At 58.3% G+C, this 23,890-nt stretch carries 24 protein-coding genes; 16 read left to right on the top strand and 8 right to left on the bottom strand.

The window, feature by feature from the left end; genetic code table 11:
• Positions 1-100 precede the first annotated feature (100 nt).
• From truA to AC07ED_RS01620, 5 genes are all read left to right on the top strand, one after another.
• On the top strand, positions 101-868 hold the full coding sequence (gene truA, locus AC07ED_RS01640; RefSeq protein WP_105234678.1) for a tRNA pseudouridine(38-40) synthase TruA: 768 nt from the start codon (positions 101-103) through the stop codon (positions 866-868).
• 175 nt (positions 869-1,043) lie between these two features.
• Positions 1,044-2,765: a BamA/TamA family outer membrane protein gene (locus AC07ED_RS01635; RefSeq protein WP_245918126.1), complete on the top strand. Its 1,722-nt coding sequence runs from the start codon at positions 1,044-1,046 to the stop codon at positions 2,763-2,765.
• Entirely contained in the window at positions 2,765-6,496 is a 3,732-nt protein-coding gene (locus AC07ED_RS01630; protein WP_105234676.1) for a translocation/assembly module TamB domain-containing protein, read from the top strand. The genes AC07ED_RS01635 and AC07ED_RS01630 overlap by 1 nt, the downstream gene beginning before the upstream one ends.
• Complete coding sequence (locus AC07ED_RS01625; protein WP_105234675.1) at positions 6,496-7,065, top strand: hemerythrin domain-containing protein; 570 nt, start codon at positions 6,496-6,498, stop codon at positions 7,063-7,065. Before AC07ED_RS01630 ends, AC07ED_RS01625 begins: the two co-directional genes overlap by 1 nt.
• A gap of 70 nt (positions 7,066-7,135) precedes the next feature.
• Complete coding sequence (locus AC07ED_RS01620; RefSeq protein WP_245918125.1) at positions 7,136-7,786, top strand: GntR family transcriptional regulator; 651 nt, start codon at positions 7,136-7,138, stop codon at positions 7,784-7,786.
• Here the strand turns inward: AC07ED_RS01620 and AC07ED_RS01615 are convergent.
• From AC07ED_RS01615 to AC07ED_RS01605, 3 genes are read right to left on the bottom strand one after another with little or no spacing between them, the layout of a single operon-like run.
• Entirely contained in the window at positions 7,783-8,223 is a 441-nt protein-coding gene (locus AC07ED_RS01615; RefSeq protein ID WP_105234674.1) for a GNAT family N-acetyltransferase, read from the bottom strand. The genes AC07ED_RS01620 and AC07ED_RS01615 overlap by 4 nt on opposite strands.
• On the bottom strand, positions 8,220-9,515 hold the full coding sequence (locus tag AC07ED_RS01610; protein ID WP_105234673.1) for an NAD(P)/FAD-dependent oxidoreductase: 1,296 nt from the start codon (positions 9,513-9,515) through the stop codon (positions 8,220-8,222). Before AC07ED_RS01610 ends, AC07ED_RS01615 begins: the two co-directional genes overlap by 4 nt.
• Positions 9,515-10,906, bottom strand: coding sequence for an aspartate aminotransferase family protein (locus AC07ED_RS01605; RefSeq protein WP_105234672.1), 1,392 nt, complete (start codon positions 10,904-10,906; stop codon positions 9,515-9,517). Before AC07ED_RS01605 ends, AC07ED_RS01610 begins: the two co-directional genes overlap by 1 nt.
• Before the next feature lie 467 nt (positions 10,907-11,373).
• Here AC07ED_RS01605 and AC07ED_RS01600 point away from each other — a divergent pair, with 467 nt between their 5' ends.
• From AC07ED_RS01600 to AC07ED_RS01585, 4 genes are all read left to right on the top strand, one after another.
• Positions 11,374-12,459 carry a polyamine ABC transporter substrate-binding protein gene (locus AC07ED_RS01600; protein WP_067546250.1) on the top strand — a complete coding sequence of 362 codons (1,086 nt, stop codon included), beginning with the start codon at positions 11,374-11,376 and terminating at the stop codon, positions 12,457-12,459.
• A 69-nt stretch (positions 12,460-12,528) separates the two neighbouring features.
• A complete protein-coding gene (locus AC07ED_RS01595) occupies positions 12,529-13,680 on the top strand; it encodes an ABC transporter ATP-binding protein (RefSeq protein ID WP_105234671.1) in 1,152 nt (383 codons plus the stop codon).
• 5 nt (positions 13,681-13,685) lie between these two features.
• The gene (locus AC07ED_RS01590) at positions 13,686-14,582 is read left to right on the top strand and encodes an ABC transporter permease subunit (protein WP_105234670.1); all 897 of its coding nucleotides are present in this window, start codon (positions 13,686-13,688) and stop codon (positions 14,580-14,582) included.
• Entirely contained in the window at positions 14,579-15,388 is an 810-nt protein-coding gene (locus tag AC07ED_RS01585; RefSeq protein ID WP_105234669.1) for an ABC transporter permease, read from the top strand. The genes AC07ED_RS01590 and AC07ED_RS01585 overlap by 4 nt, the downstream gene beginning before the upstream one ends.
• Here AC07ED_RS01585 and AC07ED_RS01580 read toward each other — a convergent pair.
• Positions 15,385-15,891 (bottom strand): DUF2478 domain-containing protein, encoded by a 507-nt coding sequence (locus AC07ED_RS01580; RefSeq protein WP_105236316.1) that lies wholly within the window; start codon positions 15,889-15,891, stop codon positions 15,385-15,387. The two genes, AC07ED_RS01585 and AC07ED_RS01580, sit on opposite strands and share 4 nt — an antisense overlap.
• A gap of 62 nt (positions 15,892-15,953) precedes the next feature.
• Here AC07ED_RS01580 and mobA point away from each other — a divergent pair, with 62 nt between their 5' ends.
• Entirely contained in the window at positions 15,954-16,511 is a 558-nt protein-coding gene (mobA, locus tag AC07ED_RS01575; protein WP_245918124.1) for a molybdenum cofactor guanylyltransferase MobA, read from the top strand.
• Here the strand turns inward: mobA and AC07ED_RS01570 are convergent.
• Genes AC07ED_RS01570 through AC07ED_RS01560 form a run of 3 tightly spaced genes read right to left on the bottom strand, consistent with a single transcriptional unit; the run spans position 16,508 to position 18,065 of the window.
• The gene (locus tag AC07ED_RS01570; protein WP_105234667.1) at positions 16,508-16,732 is read right to left on the bottom strand and encodes a sulfurtransferase TusA family protein; all 225 of its coding nucleotides are present in this window, start codon (positions 16,730-16,732) and stop codon (positions 16,508-16,510) included. The genes mobA and AC07ED_RS01570 overlap by 4 nt on opposite strands.
• Positions 16,725-17,771: a DUF475 domain-containing protein gene (locus AC07ED_RS01565; RefSeq protein WP_105234666.1), complete on the bottom strand. Its 1,047-nt coding sequence runs from the start codon at positions 17,769-17,771 to the stop codon at positions 16,725-16,727. Before AC07ED_RS01565 ends, AC07ED_RS01570 begins: the two co-directional genes overlap by 8 nt.
• A 51-nt stretch (positions 17,772-17,822) precedes the next feature.
• Positions 17,823-18,065, bottom strand: a complete 243-nt coding sequence (locus AC07ED_RS01560) for an accessory factor UbiK family protein (protein WP_067546274.1) — start codon at positions 18,063-18,065, stop codon at positions 17,823-17,825.
• Between the two features lie 103 nt (positions 18,066-18,168).
• On the opposite strand from AC07ED_RS01560, the gene lgt reads away from it, so the two are divergent.
• The 5 genes from lgt (at position 18,169) to AC07ED_RS01535 (ending at position 22,257) form a co-directional block, all read left to right on the top strand.
• Entirely contained in the window at positions 18,169-19,050 is an 882-nt protein-coding gene (gene lgt / locus AC07ED_RS01555; RefSeq protein ID WP_105236315.1) for a prolipoprotein diacylglyceryl transferase, read from the top strand.
• Complete coding sequence (locus AC07ED_RS01550; RefSeq protein WP_105234665.1) at positions 19,047-20,102, top strand: class I SAM-dependent methyltransferase; 1,056 nt, start codon at positions 19,047-19,049, stop codon at positions 20,100-20,102. The genes lgt and AC07ED_RS01550 overlap by 4 nt, the downstream gene beginning before the upstream one ends.
• Positions 20,099-20,857: a peptidoglycan editing factor PgeF gene (gene pgeF / locus AC07ED_RS01545; RefSeq protein WP_105234664.1), complete on the top strand. Its 759-nt coding sequence runs from the start codon at positions 20,099-20,101 to the stop codon at positions 20,855-20,857. The genes AC07ED_RS01550 and pgeF overlap by 4 nt, the downstream gene beginning before the upstream one ends.
• Positions 20,858-21,050: 193 nt before the next feature.
• The gene (locus tag AC07ED_RS01540; protein ID WP_158664492.1) at positions 21,051-21,200 is read left to right on the top strand and encodes a hypothetical protein; all 150 of its coding nucleotides are present in this window, start codon (positions 21,051-21,053) and stop codon (positions 21,198-21,200) included.
• Positions 21,201-21,582: 382 nt separating this feature from the next.
• On the top strand, positions 21,583-22,257 hold the full coding sequence (locus tag AC07ED_RS01535; RefSeq protein WP_158664491.1) for a Hint domain-containing protein: 675 nt from the start codon (positions 21,583-21,585) through the stop codon (positions 22,255-22,257).
• Here the strand turns inward: AC07ED_RS01535 and AC07ED_RS01530 are convergent.
• Entirely contained in the window at positions 22,254-22,754 is a 501-nt protein-coding gene (locus AC07ED_RS01530) for an Lrp/AsnC family transcriptional regulator (protein WP_067546291.1), read from the bottom strand. The genes AC07ED_RS01535 and AC07ED_RS01530 overlap by 4 nt on opposite strands.
• 192 nt (positions 22,755-22,946) lie before the next feature.
• Between AC07ED_RS01530 and trxB the strand changes: the two genes are divergently transcribed.
• The gene (gene trxB, locus AC07ED_RS01525; protein ID WP_067546295.1) at positions 22,947-23,888 is read left to right on the top strand and encodes a thioredoxin-disulfide reductase; all 942 of its coding nucleotides are present in this window, start codon (positions 22,947-22,949) and stop codon (positions 23,886-23,888) included.
• Positions 23,889-23,890 lie beyond the last annotated feature (2 nt).

The raw sequence follows: 23,890 nt of genomic DNA, 5'->3' as shown, positions 1-23,890 counted from the left end.
CCCCCGTCCGCCTGCGGCGGCCTCCCCCGGGATATTTTGAGCACAAAGGCAGAGCGGGCGCGGGATTGATTTTCGGGGCAGCGCGGCCTAATCGGGGGCCATGCCTCGTTACGCGTTTCAGATCGAATATCACGGTGCCCCTTTTGTCGGCTGGCAAAGGCAAGCAGAGCAATTGTCGGTGCAAGGTGCGATTGAAGCGGCCTTGGCCAAATTGGAACCGCGCGCCCATACCATCGCGGCGGCGGGGCGGACTGATGCGGGCGTTCATGCGACCCATCAGGTGGCGCATGTTGATCTAGAGCGGGGTTGGACAACGTTTCGATTGATGGAAGCATTGAACTATCACCTCAAGCCGTTGCCAGTTTCGATTGTCCGCACCGAAAAGGTTGCAGACGATTGGCACGCACGGTTTTCGGCAAATGAACGTCGTTATCTGTTCCGTATCATCACACGCCGCGCCCCATTGGTGCATGAGGCGGGATTGGTTTGGCAGGTTCGGCAGCACTTGGATGCGGCTGCGATGCAAGAGGCGGCGAATAGGCTCTTGGGGCGGCATGATTTTACGACATTCCGATCGTCGATTTGTCAGGCTGATAGCCCGATGCGAACATTGGATGAATTGCGCGTCGAAGAACTGGCGCGTCCAGATGGGCAAGAGATACGGTTTTACGTGCGGGCACGGTCGTTCCTTCACAATCAGGTGCGGTCTTTTGTTGGCACGCTCGAGCGTGTTGGCGCAGGGCAATGGACACCTGACGACGTGGAGGCCGCGCTCCATGCACGTGACCGCGCAGCCTGTGGCCCCGTTTGCCCTCCTCATGGGCTATATCTTGCCGGTGTTGGTTATCCCGACGACCCATTTGCTTGACCCGAATGTGATGCGCCGTAGCTCTACCTGAGGTGCATTCCTGTTCTCAGTGCGATAGGTTAGGGTTAAGCAAACTCACCAAGCGGGTGGGTGATAAGGGGCAGAAAAACGCGTGTCAGGACCATTCAAAACACTCGTGTCGAGCATTTCCATTGCCATCATTGCGCAAGCGGCCGTGGCCCAAGATTTGACCATCGCGGTGGATGTCGCGGATCTGGAACCCGTGTTGCGGCAAGCCTCGCTGGTTGCAACGGTGCTTTCGACCGAGGACGCCCCTCTGGCCCAAGATTTGATTGCAGCCGCGCGGGCCGATTATCAGCGGATCATCGCGGGTTTGTATTCCGAAGGGTATTACGGCGGCACGGTATCTATTCGCATCGATGGCCGAGAGGCCGCCTCGATTGCGCCGCTGGATGCGCCTGAAACAGTCGGCGCGATCACGATTGAAGTGAACGCAGGCCAGCGGTTTACCTTTGGACAGGTGAGCGTTGCGCCTTTGGCGGATGGGACCGTTTTGCCTGATGGATTTACCACAGGGCAGACCGCGCGATCTGGCGAGGTAAAGGCGGCAGTTGCCGCGGCGGTCGCGGCATGGCGGGCGGAGGGACACGCAAAGGCCACCCCGACATCGCAGCAGATCACCGCGCGCCATACCGAGGCCGAATTGAACGTGGCCGTCGGCATTGATGCAGGTCCGCAAGTGTCATTTGGTCCCCTGACCGTGTCTGGCAACAAAGATGTCCGCACCGACGCCATCACGCGGATCGTCGGCTACCAGCAAGGCACCGTGTTTTCCCCTGATGAGGCCGAAAAACTGGCGGATCGGTTGCGGCGGACGGGTGCGTTTTCCTCTGTCGCTGTGATCGAAGGGGAAACGCTGATCGGGACCGCGATGCCGATTGAACTGCAAGTGTCGGAAAAGCTGCCGCGCCGTCTGGGCTACGGGGTCGAGATGTCGACTGTAGATGGTCTCACCCTGTCGGGCTATTGGATGCACCGCAACATGCTAGGCGGGGCGCAGCGGTTGCGGGTCGATGGGATCGTATCGGGGATCGCTGGCGAAACAGGCGGGGTCGATTATGGGACGACTGTGACCTACGCCTACCCGCGTCCCTTTTCGATTGATACCGAAGCTGTCGCGACCTTAACCCTCGAACACGAGGATGAGGCTGATTACAAACTCGATCAGCTGACGGGATCGGTGATTGTAACCCGACTGTTCAGCGACAATCGCGAGATTGAGGGCGGCATCGGCTTTGTCACCGCCCAAAGCGAAGATGCCAACGGTATCCGCGATTACACGCTATTGACGCTTCCCATGGCGGGCACTGTGGATCGGCGGGATTCCACGTTGAACCCCAAGAACGGCCATTACGCGACCTTGGACCTCACGCCCTTTGTCGGTTTTGGCGATGCGGGAACAGGAGGACGGCTCTATTTCGATGGGCGCATTTATCGATCTGTGGGCACCGACGATAACGTCACCTTTGCCCTGCGCGGCCAATTGGGATCGGTCATGGGCGTGTCCATCGCCGAAGCGCCGACTGACTACCTATTTTACTCTGGTGGCGGCGATAGCGTGCGCGGTGAAGGATATAAATCGCTTGGCTATACAACAGGCGGCCAAACCACAGGCGGGCGCAGCTTTGCCGCGATTTCGGCGGAGACCCGCATTGACGTGACACCCTCCATCGGGATGGTCGGATTTGTCGACGCAGGCTTTATCGGTGGTGACTCCATTCCCTTTGAAGATGGCGAATGGCAGAGCGGCGCGGGCCTTGGCCTTAGGTATAACACAGGGATAGGGCCAATTCGTCTCGACCTCGCGACGCCGACTTCGGGCGATGGTGCGGGGCAATCCATCAACCTTTATGTCGGTATTGGGCAGGCGTTCTGATGCGGAAATTTCTCTTCCTCCTCACACTGGCCCTGCCGATCCCTGCTGCGGCCCAAGACACCGTAGAGGCCGACCGTGGTTTGATCGTCGACTTCCTGACCAACAACCTGTCGGGCGCGGGTCGCGAGGTGCAAATCTATGGCTTCCAAGGGGCACTGAGTTCGCAGGCGAAAATCGACCGACTGACCATTGCGGACGTAGATGGTGTCTGGCTCGACGCCCAAGGTCTGGTGCTAGACTGGAACCGCGCAGCGCTTTTGGCGGGGCGGGTCGAGGTGAGCGACCTTTCGGCGGACAGCATCGCGATGCTCCGCAAACCTCTGACCGAAGCGCAGACCATTGACCCGAGCGCGAGCAGCGCACCCTTTGCCCTGCCCGACCTCCCCGTCTCCTTGACCGTCGATCACATGTCGGTTGGCGCGCTGAGCCTCGGCGCCGATCTGATCGGAGAGCCTATATCGCTCTCCATCACAGGCAGCGCTGCATTGGCAGGCGGCGCGGGGTCCGCCGACCTACGGGCGGAACGGATTGACGGGCAAACGGGCGAATTGATCCTCACGGGGTCCTTTTCAAATGAAAGCCGCGTTCTGGGCCTGACCCTCGCCCTGCGCGAAGGGGATGCGGGCATTGCCGCACGGCTCCTCGATCTACCGGGGTTGCCCTCTGTCGCGCTGAGCATCGATGGTACCGCTCCGCTGGACGCCTATGAGGCCACAATTGCGCTGGATACTGACGGGCAGCCACGGTTGAGCGGCATGGTTGGGTTTGGCTCTGTCACCACTGCCCCTGACACGACAGAAAAGACGTTCCAATTTGACCTCAGCGGCGATGTGACCGCGCTGTTCCTGCCAGAGTATCGCGACTTCTTTGGCCCTGACGTGCGGCTCGCAGTGGCGGGTCGGTCAACCGATCAAGGAACCGCCCTCTCGGACCTGACCATTGAAACCCAGAGCCTGCGGCTGAACGGCTCGGCGAACTTAGACGAAACGGGCTGGCCGAATGATTTCGCTCTGACGGGCGACATGGGTCGTGCAGATGGCGCGCCCGTTCTGTTGCCCATCAGCGGGACACAAACCTACCTGCGGTCCGCGACTTTGGACATTGGGTTTGATGCCACAAATGGCGACCAATGGAACGCAAAGATCGACGCGCAAGACTTTGTTCGAACAGGAATTTCAGTTCCGCATCTTACACTAAACGGTGGTGGGACGATTGCACCTGATCGTAGCGGATTGACTGCTGATCTAACCTACGGCGCGACGGGTATTTCGCTTGATGATGAAGGGCTGACCGATGCGATGGGCGATGAGGTGAGCGGTGCATTGTCGCTCGACTACGTGGCAAATGATCGGACGACTTTGCGGGAATTTTCACTGTCAGGCGCAGGGATTGATGCGCAGCTATCGGCCATCATCGACCCAACGGGGCACGAGATCGTCATCACACCTGACCTGTCCGTCGTAGTCAAAGGCCTGTCTCGATTCGCCACCCTCGCAGGTCTGCCCGACCTTGCGGGTGACGCTGAACTGACCGCTAAAGGCACTGTCCAACCCCTCCGCACCGCTGTCGATTTAGACGTTGTCGCACGCACCACCGACCTCTCTATCGGGCAACCGCAGGCGGATGCGCTCTTGGCGGGGGACGGTGTTCTGACCCTCCGCGCTGTGCGGGATGAGGCGGGCACGCGGATCGAAGGCCTCGATTTCCAATCAGGAGACACGGCCCTGAACGGCACCGTGGCGCTGACGGCGGATGGCGTGTTGGGACGTGCGACGCTCAACACCCCTGCGGCTGGTCTGATTGACGGGGCGTCGGGCGCATTGTCCGTGACGGTCAACGGCGCTCGTGCGACGGACGGAACCCTAACCGCAGATGCCGTCGTCACCCGCGATGGCGACAGGATCGACCTCAGCGCGGACCTGCCTGCTGAAGGCCAAGGCCCGATTGACCTGAACGCCGAGGTCGCCGACCTTCGCCAATATGCGGCCCTTGTTGGCATCGACCTTTCGGGCGGCGCGTCTGTGACCATCAACGGCACAGCCCAAGCGGACGGCCAAGCGTTTGACCTGACCGCCAATGCGACGACGCGCAACGTGGCGATTGGGAATGCGAGCGTTGACCCGATCTTGGCTGGCGCGGGGCAGTTGGCGACACGCCTGCGCCGCGATGACCAGCAGATCACCGTTGATCCACTCACGCTGACCTTCCCAAACCTCACGGGCCAAGCGACCCTCGCGACCGACGGCACTACAGGTGGGGCAAAGTTCGACCTCCGCCTTGCAGATCTTGCCCTTATCGCGCCTGACTTCTCGGGTCCGCTCACGACCAAAGGCACCGCGACCCTGACAGAGAATGGCGCGTGGCAGATCGACACCCAAGCAGACGGCGCGGCGGGCCTTTCGGCTATTGTCGCGGGACAGATTGCAGGGTCGAACCTCGACCTGCGGATCAATGGCACCGCCCCGCTAGCGCTTTTGAATGGCGTGTTAGAACCGCGCCGTTTGACGGGCACCGCAGGGTTTAACCTCACCGTCTCTGGCCCCGCTGCTCTCGACGCCGTCGCGGGGCAAATTCAAATCACGCGCGCAGAGCTATCAGCGCCGACCTTGGGCCAATCCCTGCGCGACCTCGACGGGACGATCACGCTCGCCAATGGATCAGCGCAGGTGGATATGACAGGGGCGTCCTCGCTCGGTGGCGGGCTGGCGTTGCGTGGCCGTGTTGGGCTAGGTGGCGGACTAAATTCAGCTCTGACCGTTGAAGCCAACAACATCGTTGTGCGCGATCCAACGCTTTATGAAAGCACCCTGACGGGGGCGATTGCGATCAATGGACCGCTTGCGGGGGGTGCGCAAATCAGCGGCACCATTGACGTGGCCCAAGCGGAGATTCAGGTGCCGTCGTCGACCGTTGGGTCCTTGGGCGATGTGCCTGATGTGACCCATGTAGGTGCGCCTTCAGACGTGCGCCAGACGCTGCAACGTGCTGGGCTGACGGGGAAAACGGCGACCACCGCCGGCGGTGGCGGGCCTGCCTATGGCCTCGACATCACAATCAACGCCCCTGCCCGCCTGTTTGTGCGCGGGCGTGGGTTGGATGCTGAACTGGGCGGGAAACTGGCGCTGCAAGGGACCACCCAGCAAATCATTCCAGCGGGCCAGTTCGACCTTATCCGTGGGCGGCTCGATATCTTGCAACAACGCTTTGCCTTGACCGATGGCGCGATCACCATGCAGGGCGACTTCATCCCCAAAATCCGCTTTGTTGCGACAACCGAGTCCCTGAACGGCACGACCGTCAACGTCATCGTCGAAGGCCCCGCCAGCGCGCCAGAGGTGAGCTTTACCTCCGCGCCCGAACTGCCCCAAGACGAAGTTCTGTCCCAACTTCTCTTTGGTCGTGACATGTCGTCCATCAGCGCGTTCCAAGCCGTGCAACTGGCCGCAGCCGTTGGCACCCTTACGGGACGCAGCGGCGGTGGTCTGATCGACAAAATCCGTCAGGGGTCCGGCTTGGATGATCTGGATGTGACCACCGATGATGCGGGCAATGCGGCGCTATCGGCGGGCAAATACCTCAGCGACAATATCTACACCGATGTCACCGTTTCATCGCAAGGCGACACCGAAATTAACCTTAACCTTGACCTTGGCGGCGACTTCACTGCCAAAGGCGGGTTCGGAACCACTGGCGATACCTCGGTCGGTGTTTTCTTTGAAAAGGACTACTGATGACGATCTCGCTCGACCTGACTGACCGTAAGGGGCTCCCCGATCCGCTGCGCGTATTGGTCACCGAATACCCCCGCGACCTCTGGGCCAGTGATCCGAATTTCCACGGACTGGTGAGCTTTTGGCTCGACCGTCACATGACCTTCCGCCGTTTATTGTCAGCGATGACCACGGCGACCGAGGATGTGATGGACAAGGGTGATCCGAAACGGTTTGCGACCGCGATTTCGCGTTATGGCTCTATGTTCGTCCAAGACCTGCATGGCCACCACCAGATTGAGGATCAGCACTACTTTCCGATCTTGTCGAAAAAAGACCCGCGCGTGACCCGTGGCTTTGACATTCTGGACAAAGACCACCACGCGATGGACGGCATTCTCTCCAGCTTTGTCGAGGTTGCGAACGGGGCATTGCAGACCCTTGATCGTGGCCCAAAATTGATCACAGGCGCAGGTGCGCTTCATGCGGAGCTTGAGAAATTGACCCGCCTGATGGACCGCCACCTCACCGACGAAGAGGAATTGGTGGTGCCTGTAATCCTCAAGTTCGGTGCAGACGGGCTTCACTAACACAATCTGATTTGATCATTTCTTTGATGTGGGGCAGAATTGGCCCCAATTAGACGCAGGAGTGCCGCACGTGAACGTCGAAATGCCAAAGGAACCAGCACACCAAACGGTGTATCGACGCCTTCGCGACATGATCCTCTGCGGAGAGATGGAGCCTGGTCAGGCCGTCACAATCCAAGGCCTCGTGGCCGAACTGGATGCAGGCATGACCCCCGTGCGCGAGGCGATCCGCCGCCTGACCTCTGAACACGCGCTGGAATTCAAAGACAACCGTCGCGTTGGCCTGCCCGTTCTGAACCGTGCTGAAATTGACGAGATTTCCTTTGCCCGTCTGGCGCTGGAACCACAACTCGCCATGTGGGCCGCGGCCAAGATCACGCCTGAACAGATCAACCAGCTTGCTGCCATCGACGAGGACCTGAACCGCGCGATTGATCGTGGCGATATTCAGACCTACCTGATCCAGAACTACCGTTTCCACAGCACGCTTTACGCGGCCTCTCAAGCGGCAACGGTGATTGCGCTAGTGGATGCGCTCTGGCTTCGCCTTGGGCCGAGCTTGCGTGTCATGCGGGGACGGTTCGGCACAGCGTCGCTCGACGATCGTCACGCCGTCGCGGTTGAAGCTCTGCGTTCGGGCGATATTCCTGCCGTGGGCGACGCCATTCGTTTGGATATTGAACAGGGGTTCAACCAAATCCGCCTGTCGATGCGCGACTAAACGACCATCTCCATAAAAATGCGATCAAAGCCGTCGACCGTTGCGCGATGCGTGATGGTGAACCCGTATTTTTCGTAGATAACCACGTTCCGCGCCATTTTCGCATTGGTGTAAAGCGTCAGCTTTGTCTGCCCCGTTGACCGCGCATGATCTACCGCGAAATCGAGGAGCTTCCGCCCGATCCCCTGCCCTTGGGCCTCTGGCGAAACCGCGATCATATCGATTTCGATCGCGTCCCTATCAGGGAACATGACCAAACAGCCGACAATGGGATTTCCGAGGACATACAAATGCCCCGCCTTAATCGCGGCTGCATAATCGGCGCCCATTGGCGCAGGACGGCGGCCGATCAGTGGGATGTAGTCCGCATAAGAGGTTTCGACGATCTGTTGCACCGCTGGCAAATCGGCAGGCGTTGCGAGGCGGATGTCCGTCAAAACCGATCTTTCAGACCGAACCACAGCATCCCGAGCACCAACAAGGGATGCCGTAGCGCCGCACCGCCAGGGAACCGTGGGCTCGGCACAGATGCCATGATGTCGAACTTTTCCGCCTGCCCCGCGATGGCCTCAGCCGCGACCTTGCCCGCGAATGTGGCAAGGGCAACGCCATGACCAGAAAAGCCAGAGAGCGACAGGATATTGCCCGTGATCCGCTCCACATGCGGAAGGCGGTTCATCGTGATCCCGAGCGTCCCGCCCCACGCGTAATCGACGCGGATACCGTTTAGCTGTGGGAAAATCTGCGCCATCGCTTTGCGGACGACGCCTTCGATATCGGACGGGAATTTGTAGCCATAGCTTTCCCCGCCGCCAAAAAGCATCCGATTGTCCTCTGACAGGCGGAAGTAGTTGATCACGTATTTGCTGTCAGCCACGCAATGATTGCCCTTCATCACCAGTTCGGGATCAGCCAAAGGCTCTGTCGCGATGATGAAGTTATTGATCGGCATGACGCGGGCCGCGACGCGCTCTTGCATCCGTCCCAGATAGCCATTGCAGCCCATCACCACATAGCGGGCGCGGATGGTGGCGACGTCGGTATGCACAACGGCGGGCTCACCCTCTTCAACGCGGGTGACGCGGGTTTGTTCATAGATGGTCACGCCCAAATCGCGGCACGCCCGCGCAAGGCCAAGCGCAAAGCGCAGCGGATGAATGTGACCGCCGCCCATATCAATCGCGCCACCATGATAGGCGTCCGAACGACAAAGATCGTAGAGTTCATCCCGATCCAATTTGCGGATTTTATCGTAGCCGTATTCGGTGTTCAGCTTATCAACATAGGCATGAGTATGAGGCACGAAGCGCGCGCGGTGATCGGCTTCGATCACACCTGCGGCCCAGCCAGCGCCTGTGTCGTATTTCTGATCCAGCCCGCGCAAGACATCGACGGATTCTTGCGACAAGCCCCAGAGTTTGCGAGCCAAGTCTTTGCCCACGAGTTCCTCTAGATCGTCCTGATGTAGACGTTGACCGCCAGAGACCTGACCACCGTTGCGACCAGAGGCACCAAAGCCGACGCGCTGCGCCTCGACCAAAGTGACCTGATAGCCCTGCTCTGCCAGATGCAGCGCAGTCGATAGGCCCATGAACCCACCGCCGATGACACAGATATCGCAGGACAAATCACCCCTTGCCGCGGGGAACGCGTCAAGGGGTGTAGCTGTCGCCGCATAATAGCTGTCGGGGTATTCCCCAACGCGATCATTTGCGGTGAGAAAGTCCATTAGGCCGACTTCATCAGACCTGCGGCCTTCACTTTTTCATAGGCTTCATCGAGCGACTTGCGGGCACGCGCGATCAGCTCGTCCACTTCGTCACGGGTGATGATCAACGGCGGAGCGATGATCATACGGTCACCAACGTGACGCATGATCAGGTCGTTACCAAAGCAGCATTCGCGGGTCATGAAACCAACGGTGCCCGGTGCAGCTTCGAACGGCTTGCGGCTGCCTTTTTCAGGAACCAGCGCGAGCGACGCCATCATGCCAACGATCTTGGTTTCACCAACAAACGGGTGATCGCCAAGGCTGTGCCACTTCTCTGCCAGATACGGTGCGATGTCGTTCTTTACGTAATCAACGAGGTTCAGTTCCTCCATGATACGCAAGTTTTCCAGCGCAACCGCACAGGCCACAGGGTGACCCGAGTAGGTGTAGCCGTGGTTGAACTCAACGCTATCAATCGCTTCCGCAACTTTGTCGTTCACGATCGACGCAGCGATCGGAATATAGCCCGAGGACAGGCCTTTTGCGGTGGTGATGATGTCAGGCTTGGTGCCCATTGCTTGGAAGCCGAACCATTCACCCGTGCGGCCAAAGCCACAGATCACTTCGTCAGAGATGAACAGGATACCGTATTTATCAACGATACGCTGGATTTCTGGCCAGTACGTTTCAGGCGCAACGATCACGCCGCCCGCACCCTGCACAGGTTCACCGATAAAGGCCGCGACCTTTTCCGGACCGATCTCCAGGATCGCCTCTTCGAGTTCGCGTGCACGAGCGAGGCCAAATTCTTCAGGCGACATGTCGCCGCCTTCGGTCCACCAGTTTGGCTGGTTGATGTGGTGAATACCTGGGATGATACCGCCCTGCTTGTGCATGCCAGCCATACCGCCGAGGCTCATGCCAGCCATGGTCGAACCGTGGTAGCCGTTCTTACGACCGATCACGACCTGACGATCAGGTTCACCTTTCGCCTGCCAGTAGGCACGCACCATACGCAGGTTGGTGTCATTCGCCTCAGAACCCGAGGACGCAAAGAACACGTGGTTCAGATCACCCGGTGCGATTTCAGCGAGCTTATTGGCAAGCTGGATAACCGGCACGTGCGTGGTCATGAAAAAGGTGTTGTAATACGGCAGTTCCTGCATCTGCTTTGCCGCAACTTCGGCAAGGCTGTCGTGGCCGTAGCCGATGTTCACACACCAGAGGCCCGACATCGCGTCGAGGATACGGTGGTTTTCGCTATCGGTCAGCCACACGCCTTCGGCGCGGGTCACAACGCGGGCACCGCGCTTTGCCAGAACATCACCGTTGGTAAACGGGTGCATGTGGTGAGCGGAATCGAGCGCCTGAAGCTCTGCTGTGGGGGTTTGGGTGCTGATCATATTCATGAGGGCGCTCCTTTCGGCGCGAAACGCGCGCGGGGTTGAGGGCAATGGTTACACGCAATTTCTGCGTTCTGCGGCAGGATAGAAATACGGCTCCGCCCCGTCAAGCAAGTTTGATCAAATTCCACACCCACATGACCCACTCTGAGCCGTAGAATCGTCTTTGGACGTCATCCGAAGCAGGGTCTAATCCTTAGGCAGTGCACCCAAAGCTCACTCGAACCCCAAGATTTGCCCAACTGCTAAGCATCCTGATCAACTGGCCTTTCTTTCTTTGATCAATAAACGCCTTATTTTTGACCAGAGACAGTCCGCATAGCAAAACATTTACGCAGCCCCGCTTGTTTTTTGCCCTCAGTCGTGGCGGGATGATTTTACCCCCTGCGACACAGAAAGGTTGCAATGTAGGCTACTTTTGATCAAATTGGGGAAAAAGGTCCGAATGGGCCACCAACTCGGGAGAAAGAAATATGACAAAAACCTGGTTGCCGATGACGGCTGCAATTGCGCTCGTCGCTGGCTCTGCGATGGCAGAAGAGGTGCGCGTTTATAACTGGTCGGACTACATCGACGAAGCGCTCTTGGAAAAGTTCGAAGCCGAAACCGGCTATGACTTGATCTACGACGTGTTCGACTCGAACGAAGTTCTTGAGACCAAAATGCTGGCTGGTGGGTCGGGCTACGACGTCGTTGTGCCGACTGGTACCTTCCTTCAGCGTCAGATCGTAGCTGGCGCGTTCCAGCCGCTCGACATGTCGAAACTGCCGAACGCTGGCAATCTGTGGGACGTGATCAAAGATCGCACCGCGCAGTATGACCCCGGCAACGCCTATTCGATCAACTACATGTGGGGCACCACCGGTATCGGCGTAAACACGGGCAAAGTGGCTGAGCTTCTGGGCGACGACGCACCGATCAACAGCCTCGAGCTGGTATTCAACCCAGCCAACATGGAAAAGCTGGCTGAGTGTGGCGTTCACTTCCTTGACGCACCGACCGAGATGGTTCCGGCTGCTCTCGCCTATGCGGGCCTCGACCCAGACGCCAAAGACGCTGACTCGCTCGCAAAAGCCGAAGAAGTGCTGATGGCGGTTCGTCCGTACATCCAGAAGTTCCACTCTTCGGAATACATCAACGCTCTGGCAAACGGCGAAATCTGCGTGGCCTTCGGTTGGTCGGGCGACATTCTGCAAGCACGTGACCGCGCAGCAGAAGCTGAAAACGGCGTCGAAGTTGCGTATAACGCTCCGACTGAGGGCGCTCTGATGTGGTTCGACCAAATGGCGATCCCTGCGGATGCTCCAAACCCAGAAGGCGCACATGCATTCCTGAACTTCATCATGGATGCGCAGAACATGGCCGATGCGTCGAACTACGTTTACTACGCAAACGGTAACAAAGCGTCGCAAGAGCTGCTGATCGAAGACGTGATCGGCGACACTGCGATTTACCCTGACGAAGCAACGCTGGAAAACCTCTACACCGTGACCCCGTTCGGTCCGGCAGAGCAGCGTCTGCTGACCCGTCTGTGGACCCGCGTTAAATCCGGCGTCTAATCGCGCCTGACCTGCCCCGCGCCGTTTTTATCGGCGCGGGGATTTTCATTTTATGCCGGAGTTCATTTGATGGCTCAGTCCCCTCGCCCGTCCAGTAATCCAACCAATGTTTTTGCACCTTGGAACGATCCAAACGCCAAACCATTGATCCAGTTTAAGAACGTGACGAAGAGGTTCGGGGATTTCACCGCTGTTGATGACCTGACGATCGACATTTACGAACGCGAATTCTTTGCGCTTTTGGGCCCGTCTGGCTGCGGCAAAACCACATTGATGCGGATGCTCGCTGGCTTTGAGAGCCCGACAGAGGGCAGCATTCTTCTGGGTGGTCAGGACATCGTTCCCGTGCCCCCGAACAAACGCCCCGTAAATATGATGTTCCAGAGCTACGCGCTCTTCCCGCACCTGACCGTATGGGACAACATCGCCTTTGGTCTGCGCCGTGATGGGCTGGGCAAGGATGCAATCAACGATCGCGTCAAAGAGATGCTGCGCCTGACGCGCCTCGACAAATTCGCGAAACGCAAGCCGCACCAAATTTCGGGCGGTCAGAGACAGCGTGTGGCACTTGCCCGCTCTCTGGCGAAGGCACCGAAACTGCTGCTGCTCGACGAACCGCTGGGCGCGTTGGACAAGAAACTGCGCAACGAGACGCAGTTCGAACTGATGGACATTCAGGAAAAGACGGGGACCACTTTTGTCATCGTGACCCACGACCAAGAAGAGGCGATGACCGTTGCCTCCCGCGTCGCAGTCATGGATCACGGCAAGATGGTTCAGGTCGACACGCCCGCTGGCATTTATGAAGCTCCGAACAGCGTTTACGTGGCGGATTTTATCGGTGATGTGAACCTGATCGAAGGCAACGCCACTGTCGAAGGCAACACCGTTACGATCCATTTCGCCGAAGGCGCTGCACCCATCACTGCGGTCTGCGAACGCCCCATCGCGGATGGTCAACGCGTGTCCTATGCGATCCGTCCTGAAAAGATCTCTGTGAACCGTGAACCGCTCGACGATCGCGCGAACCACGTCAAAGGCAAGATTGAGGACATCGGCTACCTCGGCAATGTGTCGACCTATCACGTCCGCCTGCCTTCTGGCGAACTGGTCAGCGCCTTGATGACCAACTCGCGCCGCCTCGCCCGCCGTGATTTCACATGGGAAGACGAAGTGTGGCTTAGCTGGACGGACACCGCTGGTGTCGTCCTGACGGAGTGAGCGGCATGAACCTACGCCGCCTCATCGTCATTGGAATTCCGTTCACGTGGTTGCTGTTATTCTTCCTCGTGCCCTTCGTGATCGTGATCAAGATCTCGCTCTCTGATCCTGCCATCGCGATCCCGCCCTATTCGCCAACCTTGGAATTGTCTGGGGGATTGGCGGGGCTCAAGGCGTTCTTTAGCCAGCTGGATTTCGAGAACTTCACCTTCCTGACGCTCGACCCGTTGTATTACACGGCCTATCTGTCGTCGCTCAAGATCGCCTCGATCTCGACCCTGCTGACGCTCGCCGTGGCCTTCCCAATGGCTTACGGCATGGCCCGTGCGCCAGAGGAATGGCGCGCCACGCTGATGATGCTCGTGATCCTGCCGTTTTGGACCTCCTTCCTGATCCGCGTGTATTCGTGGATGGGAATTTTGGGCAAAGAAGGCTTCTTGAACATGATCCTTCTGTGGCTCGGCGTCATCGACGAACCACTGACGATCCTGAATACGAACACGGCGGTTTATATCGGTATCGTCTACACTTACCTGCCGTTCATGATCCTGCCGATTTATTCAACGCTAGAAAAACTGGACCTATCTTTGATCGAAGCGGCAGAGGACCTTGGTTGCACGCGCACCTCTGCCTTCTGGCTCGTCACGGTACCGCTTTCTGTTCCGGGTGTGGTTGCTGGGTGTTTCCTCGTCTTTATCCCTGCCTTGGGTGAGTTCGTGATCCCGTCCCTCTTGGGCGGCTCGGACACGCTGATGATCGGTAAGGTTCTGTGGGAAGAGTTCTTCTCGAACCGCGACTGGCCTGTGGCCTCTGCGGTGGCTGTGATCCTGCTCGCGATCCTGATCATCCCGATCATCCTGTTCCAGCGGAACCAACAAAAGCAGTTGGAGGGCGACCAATGAAAAAGCTGAGCTGGTTCAACCTGACCACCCTCACCCTAGGGTTTGCCTTCCTCTACATCCCGATGATCGTGCTGATCGTCTATTCGTTCAACGGCGGTCGTCTGGTGACGGTTTGGGCGGGGTTCTCGACCAAATGGTATGGCACACTGTTCCATAACGAGGCGTTCCTTGATGCCGCTTGGGTGACGATCCGCGTGGCTGTTGCAACCGCAACGCTCGCAACAATCCTCGGCACGCTGGCAGGCTATGTGCTGGTGCGCGGTGGTCGGTTCTGGGGCCGCACGCTGTTTTCAGGGATGGCCTATGCGCCGCTCGTGATGCCTGACGTGATCCTCGGTCTTTCACTCTTACTGCTGTTCAAGGTGATGTTCGGTAGCATGGGCATGACAACGATCATCCTCGCGCATACGACCTTTGCGATGTGCTATGTGTCGGTCGTCGTCTCCTCGCGCCTTTTGTCCTTTGACAAATCACTGGAAGAAGCCGCATCGGACCTCGGCGCGACGCCGTTCGATACATTCATGTCGGTCACTCTGCCGATCATCTTTCCTGCGGTTCTGTCGGGTTGGCTCTTGGCCTTTACCTTGTCGCTCGACGATCTAGTGATTGCGTCCTTTGTGACGGGTCCGGGTGCAACCACCCTCCCGATCAAAATCTACTCGGCCGTGCGTTTGGGCGTTTCGCCCGAGATCAACGCTCTCTCGACCATCATGATCGGGATTGTAACCGTTGGCGTTCTGACTGCATCGTTGCTCAACAAACGCAAAGTTGTTCAGCGCCTCAAGGACGAAAAAGCCGCGAATTAAGTGAGTTCAGCGACCGTGCGGCGAGCCCAATCAAGGATCGCCGCCGGATCGTTGGGCAGTTCTTCGCCCAAGCCTTCGGTAAAGGCGTGGAACGCAGGCAAGGTTTCATCGCGCACGGCCAAAAGGACGGGAATACCCGCCGCCAGTGCCGCACCGATCACAGGACGGAACCCGCGCCCCTCGGCCTCTTGTTTTCCGAACTTATTCGCCAAGAGTAGCTCTGCCCCTTCGAGCGAAGCCTCAACCAAACCTACAGCCTCTTCCAATGCGGTCGGGTCCAGTCGACACCCCGATGACAAGGCGCCAAGGTTCTGGCTAATGCGGATCACACGCCCTGACGGGATCATATGCAGGTCCATGTGATAAGGGCTTCCGTCCTGCGGATCATCGTTGATCTGGCAGGCCCCTGCGACCACAACGCCCTCGGCCCGCAACTGGCGTATCGCCTCTGTCAACGTTGGGTTTGCGGTGCTGGTTTTGGTCGCGATTACGTAGCCTAGCATTATGCCCTCTTGTGCAAGTCGCACCACGATGACAGCCTGAGCCGCGAAAGAAAAGGGACGCAATGCAGCAAACACCAGTCATGATCCTTGCAGGCGGTCAGGCCACCCGAATGGGTGGCGGCGATAAGCCCCTGATGCTGTGGCGGGATCGGCCTTTGATCGAATGGCTGCTGGACGATCTGCGCAAACACTCCCCCCAAATAGCGATCAACGCGAATGGGGATCCGCAGCGGTTCGCGACATATTGGCTGCCTGTTGTGCCCGATGAACTGCCCGATTGTGGCCCGCTCTCTGGTATTTTGACTGCGATGGAATGGGCTGCGGGCTCTGGGTTTTCGCATGTCGGGGTGATTGCGGGAGATACCGTTTCGCTACCCGATGACCTTTTAGAGCGTTTGGGCACAGGGCCGTCCTACGCCACCTCACGGGTCAACAACGAATGGCGCGCCCATCCTACGGTCGGTGTTTGGCCCGTCGATCTAGCCGCGGGATTACGTGATTACCTTCTGTCTGGGGAACGCCGGGTGATGGGTTGGGCGAAATCCGTCGGCGCGACTGAGGTACGGTTTGACGGCGAAGTCTTCCGCAATTTCAACACGCCAGAGGACCTAAAGGGTTAGCCCCTGCGGATCAGATAGGCCTGCCCGCGATCAACCTCTTCCATACCGAGGAACTCATGCCCCGCCTCGCGGCAAAACACGGGCATATCGATCTGCGCCATCGCGTCGGACGCCAAGATACGGAGCACTTGGCCCAACTCCATCGACGCCAGAACTTTCCGCGCCTTCAGGACAGGCAGGGGACATAGCAGCCCAATAGCGTCGACTTCTACGTCAGCCATGGAGCTTACGATCCCGCAAAGACGCCAAAAAGGACGCGCCGATGAGGGCCGCACCGAGCAAGCCCGTGACAGCTTCGGGCACGTGGAATTCGACATGTAAGAACATTACCACCGCCAAAACAAGGATCGACCAGAATGCCCCGTTTTCGAGGTAGCGATATTCGTTCAACGTGCCCTTTTCGACCAACATGACCGTCATCGACCGCACATACATCGCGCCGATCCCAAGGCCGATAGCGATGATGAACAGGTTTTGCGTCAGGGCGAACGCGCCGATCACACCGTCAAAACTGAACGAGGCATCGAGCACTTCGAGGTATAGGAACGCCCCCAAACCTGCCTGCCCAATAGCACGACCCGCCCTTTGTGCGTCCAGATAATGGCCGAGCACATCGACCAGCAGGAACGTCAGCAGACCCCAGATCGCCGATTGCAGAAACGCGCGGCCTGTCACGGGATCAAAGAGGTTCGACACCAGTGTGATCACCCCGATCACAATCGTCACCACCAACAGTTTCGCGCCTGACATGCGGCACATCATCCGTTCCACACCAGGCAGCCAATGAACGGTCTTTTCAGGATCAAAGAAATACGACAGCGCGACCATCAACAGGAACGTCCCGCCAAAGGCGCTGATCGGAACCCGCGCACCGTCCATGATCTCGGCGTAGCGGTCAGGATGCGCCCAAGCGAGCTCTACCGCAGCCCATGGCCCGATCTTGGCCGCGATACAAACGACGGCCAGCGGGAAGATGATCCGCATGCCAAAGACAGCGATCAGAATACCCCATGTCAGGAACCGCCGCTGCCAAACCGCGGTCATCTCACGCAGTTTGTTCGCGTTCACGATCGCATTGTCGAATGAGAGCGAAATTTCCAGAACCGACAGTACAGTCGTGATGAAGAGCACGTTCAACATACCTGCCACGGTGCCAAAGATGCTCCACCCCAAAACCAAACTGAGGATAAGACCGCCAGCGGTCACACCGAAAGCCAGCGTGAAATAACGCAGCGCAGGTTTCGAACACGGTTCTGCCAATTCAGACCACCATAAAGAAGGACCGCCGCCCGATGGGGGCGGCGACGGTGATTATTTCTGCGCTTCGAGCGCGTCGAGCCGCGCCTTGAGCGCTTCGTTCTCTTCGCGGGCTTTTTGCGCCATCGCGCGAACGGCGTCGAATTCTTCACGGGTGACAAAGTCACGGTCCGCAAGCCAGCGATCCAGCATGGATTTCATCGCGTTCTGCGCTTCGTCCTTGGCCCCTTGCGCCACGCCCATAGCGTTGGTCATCAATTGGGAAAAGTCGTCTAGAATTTTATTGCGGGTCTGCATTGTCAGCCTCCGGTCAGTGTTAAGCCCTATATGGGGGGCGAACCTCAAAGGGGCAAGTCGCAACCTGTTGACTCTGACTATTCGTCCCATCAAACCTGCGGCCATGATCGCTCTTTCTGCTCTCGCCTTTCCGAATGTGTCACCGGAAATCTTTACCATCTCGGTCTTCGGGATGGAGTTTGCGCTGCGTTGGTATGCCCTCGCTTACATCACTGGAATCGCTCTGGGCTGGTGGATGATCGCAAAGTCGCTCAAACAACCCGCGTTTTGGCCCGCGAACACCGCGCCGATGACCGCCAAACAGCTCGAAGATCTGATGACGTGGATCATCGCTGGTGTGATTTTGGGCGGACGTTTCGGCTATGTGCTGTTCTACCGCTTTAGCTACTACGCCCAAAACCCGCTTGAGGTTCTTCAAGTCTGGGAAGGCGGCATGTCCTTCCACGGTGGGTTCCTCGGTGTGATCGTGGCGACCTACCTTTATTCGCGCCATCAAAAGCTGCCGCTCGGGTCGGTGGCGGATTGTTTGGCGATGGTCGCGCCCTTGGGCCTCCTCCTCGGGCGATTGGCGAATTTCATCAATGGCGAACTTTGGGGCCGCGTGAGCGATGTTCCATGGGCTGTCGTCTTCCCCTCTGAAGCAGCGCAGCAGTGCCTCTTGCCCATCTGCGCCCGCCACCCCTCGCAACTCTATGAGGCCGCGATGGAGGGCGTAATCCTTGGCCTTATCATGCTCTGGCTCGTGCTACGTGCAGGCGCCTTGAAACGCCCGTGGACCTTGGCAGGGACATTTTTCGCAGGCTACGGCGTATCGCGCTTTATCGTCGAATTCTTCCGCCAACCTGACGCGCAGTTCATCAGCGACGGAAATCCGCTCGGCCTTGCGTTCCATGTGAACGGCTGGGGGCTGACCATGGGGCAAACTCTGTCGCTGCCGATGATCCTCATCGGCCTCGTTATGATCGCACGGGCGAAACGCACATGACGGCGCTGGCGGACCTCCTCAAACGCAGGATTGCGACCACGGGGCCAATCACACTCGCTGACTATATGTCAGAGGCGCTTTTGCACCCAGAACACGGCTATTACACCACCCGCGATCCGCTCGGCGCGACGGGGGATTTTGTCACCTCGCCCGAGATTTCGCAGATGTTCGGTGAAATGATCGGATTGTGTTTGGCGCAGGCTTGGATCGACCAAGGCCGTCCTAACGGCGTTCTGGCAGAGCTCGGCCCCGGTCGCGGCACGCTGATGCAAGACATCCTTCGTGCCACCAAGGGCGTCTCTGGGTTCCATGACGCGCTCCACCTGCATCTGGTCGAAGCCTCGCCCGTCCTGCGTGCTGCCCAATCTGCGCGGCTGCCGAACCCAACGTTCCATGCGGATGTATCGACGCTGCCCGATGCGCCCCTTTTCCTTGTGGCGAATGAATTCTTTGACGCCCTCCCCGTGCGCCAATTCCAACGCGACGGCACCGGCTGGCGTGAACGGATGGTCGGGCTAGAGGGTGACACCCTCACCATTGGCCTGTCCGCCGCTGCCCCGATTGCGCTGCTGGATCACCGCCTCGCCGATACCAAAGACGGCGATTTGGTCGAAGTATGCCCAGCCCTCCCCGCCATCATGGGGCAAATCGGCGAACGGATCGGCACCCGTGGCGGTGCGGCACTTATCATCGATTACGGCGATTGGCGGTCCCAAGGTGACACGCTCCAAGCCCTGCGTGGACACAAACCGGTTGATCCGCTCGACGCACCGGGCACCGCAGACCTCACCACACATGTCGATTTTGAGGTCATCACCCAATCTGCGGCCCCTGCCCGCTTTACCCGCATCACGCCTCAAGGCGTCTTTCTCGAACGCCTCGGGATCACGCAGCGTGCGCAGAGTTTGGCTCAGTCAATGTCGGGCGATGCGTTAGAGTCCCATATCGCCGCACATAGACGCTTGACCCACCCGTCAGAAATGGGTGACCTCTTTAAAGTGGTCGGGATTTACCCCGACGCACACACGCCGCCCGCAGGTCTGGAACCATGACGCTCGAAATTATCACCCATGATGACCTTATGCCGATCCGCCACGGGTTCTTTACCCGACGGGGCGGTGCATCGTCTGGCGTGTTTGCGGGCTTGAACTGTGGCGGTGGTAGCAGCGATCAATCCGACATCGTCGTGATCAACCGTGGCCGTGTGGCCGCCGCGATGGATGTGGCGCCCGAGGCTCTTATTGGTGTGCATCAGGTGCATTCCGCTGACGTTGTGACCGTGTCTGACATCACCACGCCCCGCGCCCAAGCCGACGCGCTCGTTACGGATGTTCCAGGTATCGCCTTGTCGATCCTCACCGCCGATTGCCAACCTGTGCTCTTTGCCGACCATGACGCAGGTGTCATCGGTGCCGCACACGCAGGCTGGAAGGGTGCGCTTAGCGGCATCCTTGAGGAAACGATCGTTGCGATGGAAGACCTCGGCGCGGATCGTGAAAACATGGTCGCGGTCATTGGTCCAACCATCAGCCAACGCGCCTATGAGGTCGGTCAGGAATTCTTTAACGCGTTTCTCGACGAAGACCCCGCCTTTGCCCGTTTCTTTGTGAATGGCAAAGAAGACGGGAAGTTCATGTTCGATCTTCCTGCCTTTGGTCTATTCCGTCTGCGCACCGCTGGGGTGGGCACCGCAGAATGGACGCGCCACTGCACCTACTCGGACCCAGACCGATTCTATAGCTACCGTCGGACCTGCCATCAAAAAGAGGCCGATTATGGCCGTTTGATCGCGTCGATCCGCCTCTGACCCGCCACAATCGGGTCACTTCCACCTAGCCTCACGCTCTCGCACCCCTTTGCCTAAAGGGCTTTCACCGTTCTGAGACGGTTTCCCCACGAACAGGGCAAAGTTTCACAACTTCGCCCAACTCTTGCCGCCTGTGCCCTTGATAGTGGGATCAACGCCGAAACTGGCAACGACTATCCAAGAGGACAGAGCAATGAAAAACAAACGCTGGCTCACCACTATGATCGAAGACGCCAAAGCCTGTGAAACACAGATGCCTTGGGCGCGTGGACTGCGTCGCGAAGCGATGATCGCCCGCCGCACCGAAACCACCTCCCCCGAATTAGAGGCCAAAGCGGCCTGATTTCTCCCTCGGAAGCAGACACTTCCAAGACCTCAAGGCGGCCAGTGGCCGCCTTTTTCTTTGCGATTCGGGGTGAGCGGCGTGAAATTAAGGCCAGATTAACGCCTTAAAGGTGAACAATCTGAGGTTGCTAGTCCCACTTTGTTACCCGCTGCTCCACAATACTTTGATTTCTTTGACAAGTCTGACCAACTTCTGCCACATTCTGATCAAGTTGAACGACCCGATGTTGTCGGTGGGGGCCGACAGAAGGTCAACCGTAAGGTGGACCAGTATGCATATGCCCCGTTCGGCAGCCGCTCTAGGCGTGTCAAATAACCTACCGGTTTCTCAGGACCGGATCGCTCGGAAAGACGGGCGACTTCAGCGCAACCAGCCTCTCATGCGCAAATATGAAGTCGCCCATCTGACCAAAGATGGCCTCTGCCATGAATTCCAGAAAACAGCGCCCGCGCACCCTCTGTTCGAGGAAGCCTTTTCTGCCTTTGCCCGTGGCCTGTTATTCCAAACAGAAAACGGCCCAATCGCGGTCGAAGACCTCTGGCCGGGGGATCGCATCCGCACAGCCAACGGACGCCTCCGCACGCTCATGTGGAAAGGGTCGATGATGATCGTGCCGCATGTGGCGAGTGAAACGACATCCATGATCCGCGTTGGGACAGAGGCGTTGGGGCTTCATCGTCCATCGCACGACACAATGTTCGGACCTTCAGCGCGTGTGTTTCATACGTCACCCCGCATCAGGGCGTTCAACGGGCAAGACGGCGCGTTTGTTCCGCTGGCCGATCTCGTCGATGGGGACGGCATCATCGAAATCACGCCGATGGCGCCCGTGCAGGTGTTCCACTTGGGCTTTGCGACCCACGAACGCCTCAGCGTCGCGGGGCTAGAAGTAGAAAGCTATCACCCCGGTGCGCCACATCGGTTCCCCTTGCGCGGCGAACTCCTCGACATGTTCATGCCGCTCTTCCCGCATATGCGAGACCTCGGGGATTTCGGGATGGATTGCCAGCCGCGTTTGCGGATGGCTGATCTTACGGTGTTTGACGTCGCTTAAGCGTCGCGAGCAAGGCGTTCCTCAAGAACGTCAAACGGCACACCCGGTTCGTCCTTCGCACAGCGGATAACGAGCGATGTTTTCACATGCGCAACGTTGTCCGCAGTGAGCAGTTCACCCGTTAGGAAGCTCTGGAAGCTGCGCAAATCAGGGGCCACGCATTTGAGGATAAAGTCGACCTCACCGTTGAGCATGTGACATTCGCGAACGAGCGGCCAATTGCGGCACCGTTCTTCAAAGGCAGAAAGGTCAGCTTCGGCTTGCTTGTGCAGACCGACCATCGCGAACACCTGCACTTCAAAGCCCAACTCGCGGCTATCCACGTCAGCGTGGTACCCACGAATATAACCCTGCTCTTCGAGCGTGCGCACACGACGCAGACACGGCGGCGCGGAAATGCCCACTCGTTTTGCCAATTCGACGTTGGTCATGCGACCATCCGCCTGCAATTCGGCAAGGATCATGCGATCGATTTCATCGAGTTTGCTGCCCGGCATTGGTATCCCCAAAGAAAGTTTCGCGAACCTTACGTCGAATGAACTTTATGCGCAACAATATTTCAAAGTTGCGCAATTTCATTTCTCATTCGCATGCATAAAATTCTTGCAATGTTTTAATCCCGCTCGCCTCTTTCCCGCAGCGGGCGGCGTGGCTATATCGGGGGGAACGGATATTGAAAAGAGGCTGACATGTCTGACGCACGCCACACGAAGGTTTTGATCATTGGCTCTGGCCCTGCAGGCTATACCGCAGGCGTTTACGCAAGCCGCGCCATGCTGAACCCGATTCTGGTTCAGGGGATGGAACCGGGCGGTCAGCTGACCACCACGACCGAAGTTGAAAACTGGCCGGGTGAAAAAGAAATCCAAGGGCCGCAGCTGATGGTCAACATGGAAGAGCACGCCAAGGCGATGGGCTGTGAGATCATCATGGACCTGATCTCTGACCTCGACCTGTCCCAGCGTCCTTTCGTGGCCAAAGGCGACAGCGGCACCACCTATACCGCCGATGCGATCATCCTTGCGACAGGCGCTCGTGCAAAGTGGTTGGGTCTGGAGTCGGAAGAAGCCTACAAGGGCTTCGGCGTATCGGCCTGCGCGACCTGTGACGGGTTCTTCTACCGCGGTCAGGAAATCGTTGTGATCGGTGGCGGCAACACCGCAGTCGAAGAAGCACTCTTCCTCACCAACTTTGCGACCAAAGTGACCCTGATCCACCGCCGTGACTCGCTTCGGTCGGAAAAGATCCTGCAAGAGCGTCTTTTGAAGCACGAAAAGATCGAAGTGCTCTGGAACCACGAATTGGAAGAAGTCGTTGGCGAAGGCGATCCCAAAGGCGTGACAGGCGTTCGCGCAAAACACGTTGAAACGGGCGAAATCACCGAAGTCCCAGCTAAAGGCGTCTTTATCGCTATTGGCCACGCGCCGGCGAGCGAACTGGTCAAAGACCAGCTGGAACTGCACTCTGGCGGCTATGTGAAGGTGAAACCAGGCTCGACCGAAACCTCGATCCCTGGCGTCTTTGCTGCGGGCGACCTGACCGACGCGAAATACCGTCAGGCGGTCACCTCTGCAGGGATGGGCTGCATGGCGGCGCTGGACGCAGAACACTGGCTCGCCGCGCAAGAGTAACA

The organism is Aestuarium zhoushanense (assembly GCF_056431045.1).
The sequence above is the reverse complement of the archived record's forward strand: the minus strand, read 5'-3'. Positions and strand labels throughout refer to the sequence as shown.

Coding starts and splice junctions, on each gene's coding strand:
- truA (WP_105234678.1), top strand. CDS start 101: ATGCCTCGTTACGCGTTTCAGATCGAATATCACGGTGCCCCTTTTGTC.
- AC07ED_RS01630 (WP_105234676.1), top strand. CDS start 2,765: ATGCGGAAATTTCTCTTCCTCCTCACACTGGCCCTGCCGATCCCTGCT.
- AC07ED_RS01625 (WP_105234675.1), top strand. CDS start 6,496: ATGACGATCTCGCTCGACCTGACTGACCGTAAGGGGCTCCCCGATCCG.
- AC07ED_RS01610 (WP_105234673.1), bottom strand. CDS start 9,515: ATGGACTTTCTCACCGCAAATGATCGCGTTGGGGAATACCCCGACAGC.
- AC07ED_RS01605 (WP_105234672.1), bottom strand. CDS start 10,906: ATGAATATGATCAGCACCCAAACCCCCACAGCAGAGCTTCAGGCGCTC.
- AC07ED_RS01600 (WP_067546250.1), top strand. CDS start 11,374: ATGACAAAAACCTGGTTGCCGATGACGGCTGCAATTGCGCTCGTCGCT.
- AC07ED_RS01595 (WP_105234671.1), top strand. CDS start 12,529: ATGGCTCAGTCCCCTCGCCCGTCCAGTAATCCAACCAATGTTTTTGCA.
- AC07ED_RS01590 (WP_105234670.1), top strand. CDS start 13,686: ATGAACCTACGCCGCCTCATCGTCATTGGAATTCCGTTCACGTGGTTG.
- AC07ED_RS01585 (WP_105234669.1), top strand. CDS start 14,579: ATGAAAAAGCTGAGCTGGTTCAACCTGACCACCCTCACCCTAGGGTTT.
- AC07ED_RS01580 (WP_105236316.1), bottom strand. CDS start 15,891: ATGCTAGGCTACGTAATCGCGACCAAAACCAGCACCGCAAACCCAACG.
- mobA (WP_245918124.1), top strand. CDS start 15,954: ATGCAGCAAACACCAGTCATGATCCTTGCAGGCGGTCAGGCCACCCGA.
- AC07ED_RS01570 (WP_105234667.1), bottom strand. CDS start 16,732: ATGGCTGACGTAGAAGTCGACGCTATTGGGCTGCTATGTCCCCTGCCT.
- AC07ED_RS01560 (WP_067546274.1), bottom strand. CDS start 18,065: ATGCAGACCCGCAATAAAATTCTAGACGACTTTTCCCAATTGATGACC.
- lgt (WP_105236315.1), top strand. CDS start 18,169: ATGATCGCTCTTTCTGCTCTCGCCTTTCCGAATGTGTCACCGGAAATC.
- AC07ED_RS01550 (WP_105234665.1), top strand. CDS start 19,047: ATGACGGCGCTGGCGGACCTCCTCAAACGCAGGATTGCGACCACGGGG.
- pgeF (WP_105234664.1), top strand. CDS start 20,099: ATGACGCTCGAAATTATCACCCATGATGACCTTATGCCGATCCGCCAC.
- AC07ED_RS01540 (WP_158664492.1), top strand. CDS start 21,051: ATGAAAAACAAACGCTGGCTCACCACTATGATCGAAGACGCCAAAGCC.
- AC07ED_RS01535 (WP_158664491.1), top strand. CDS start 21,583: ATGCGCAAATATGAAGTCGCCCATCTGACCAAAGATGGCCTCTGCCAT.
- AC07ED_RS01530 (WP_067546291.1), bottom strand. CDS start 22,754: ATGCCGGGCAGCAAACTCGATGAAATCGATCGCATGATCCTTGCCGAA.
- trxB (WP_067546295.1), top strand. CDS start 22,947: ATGTCTGACGCACGCCACACGAAGGTTTTGATCATTGGCTCTGGCCCT.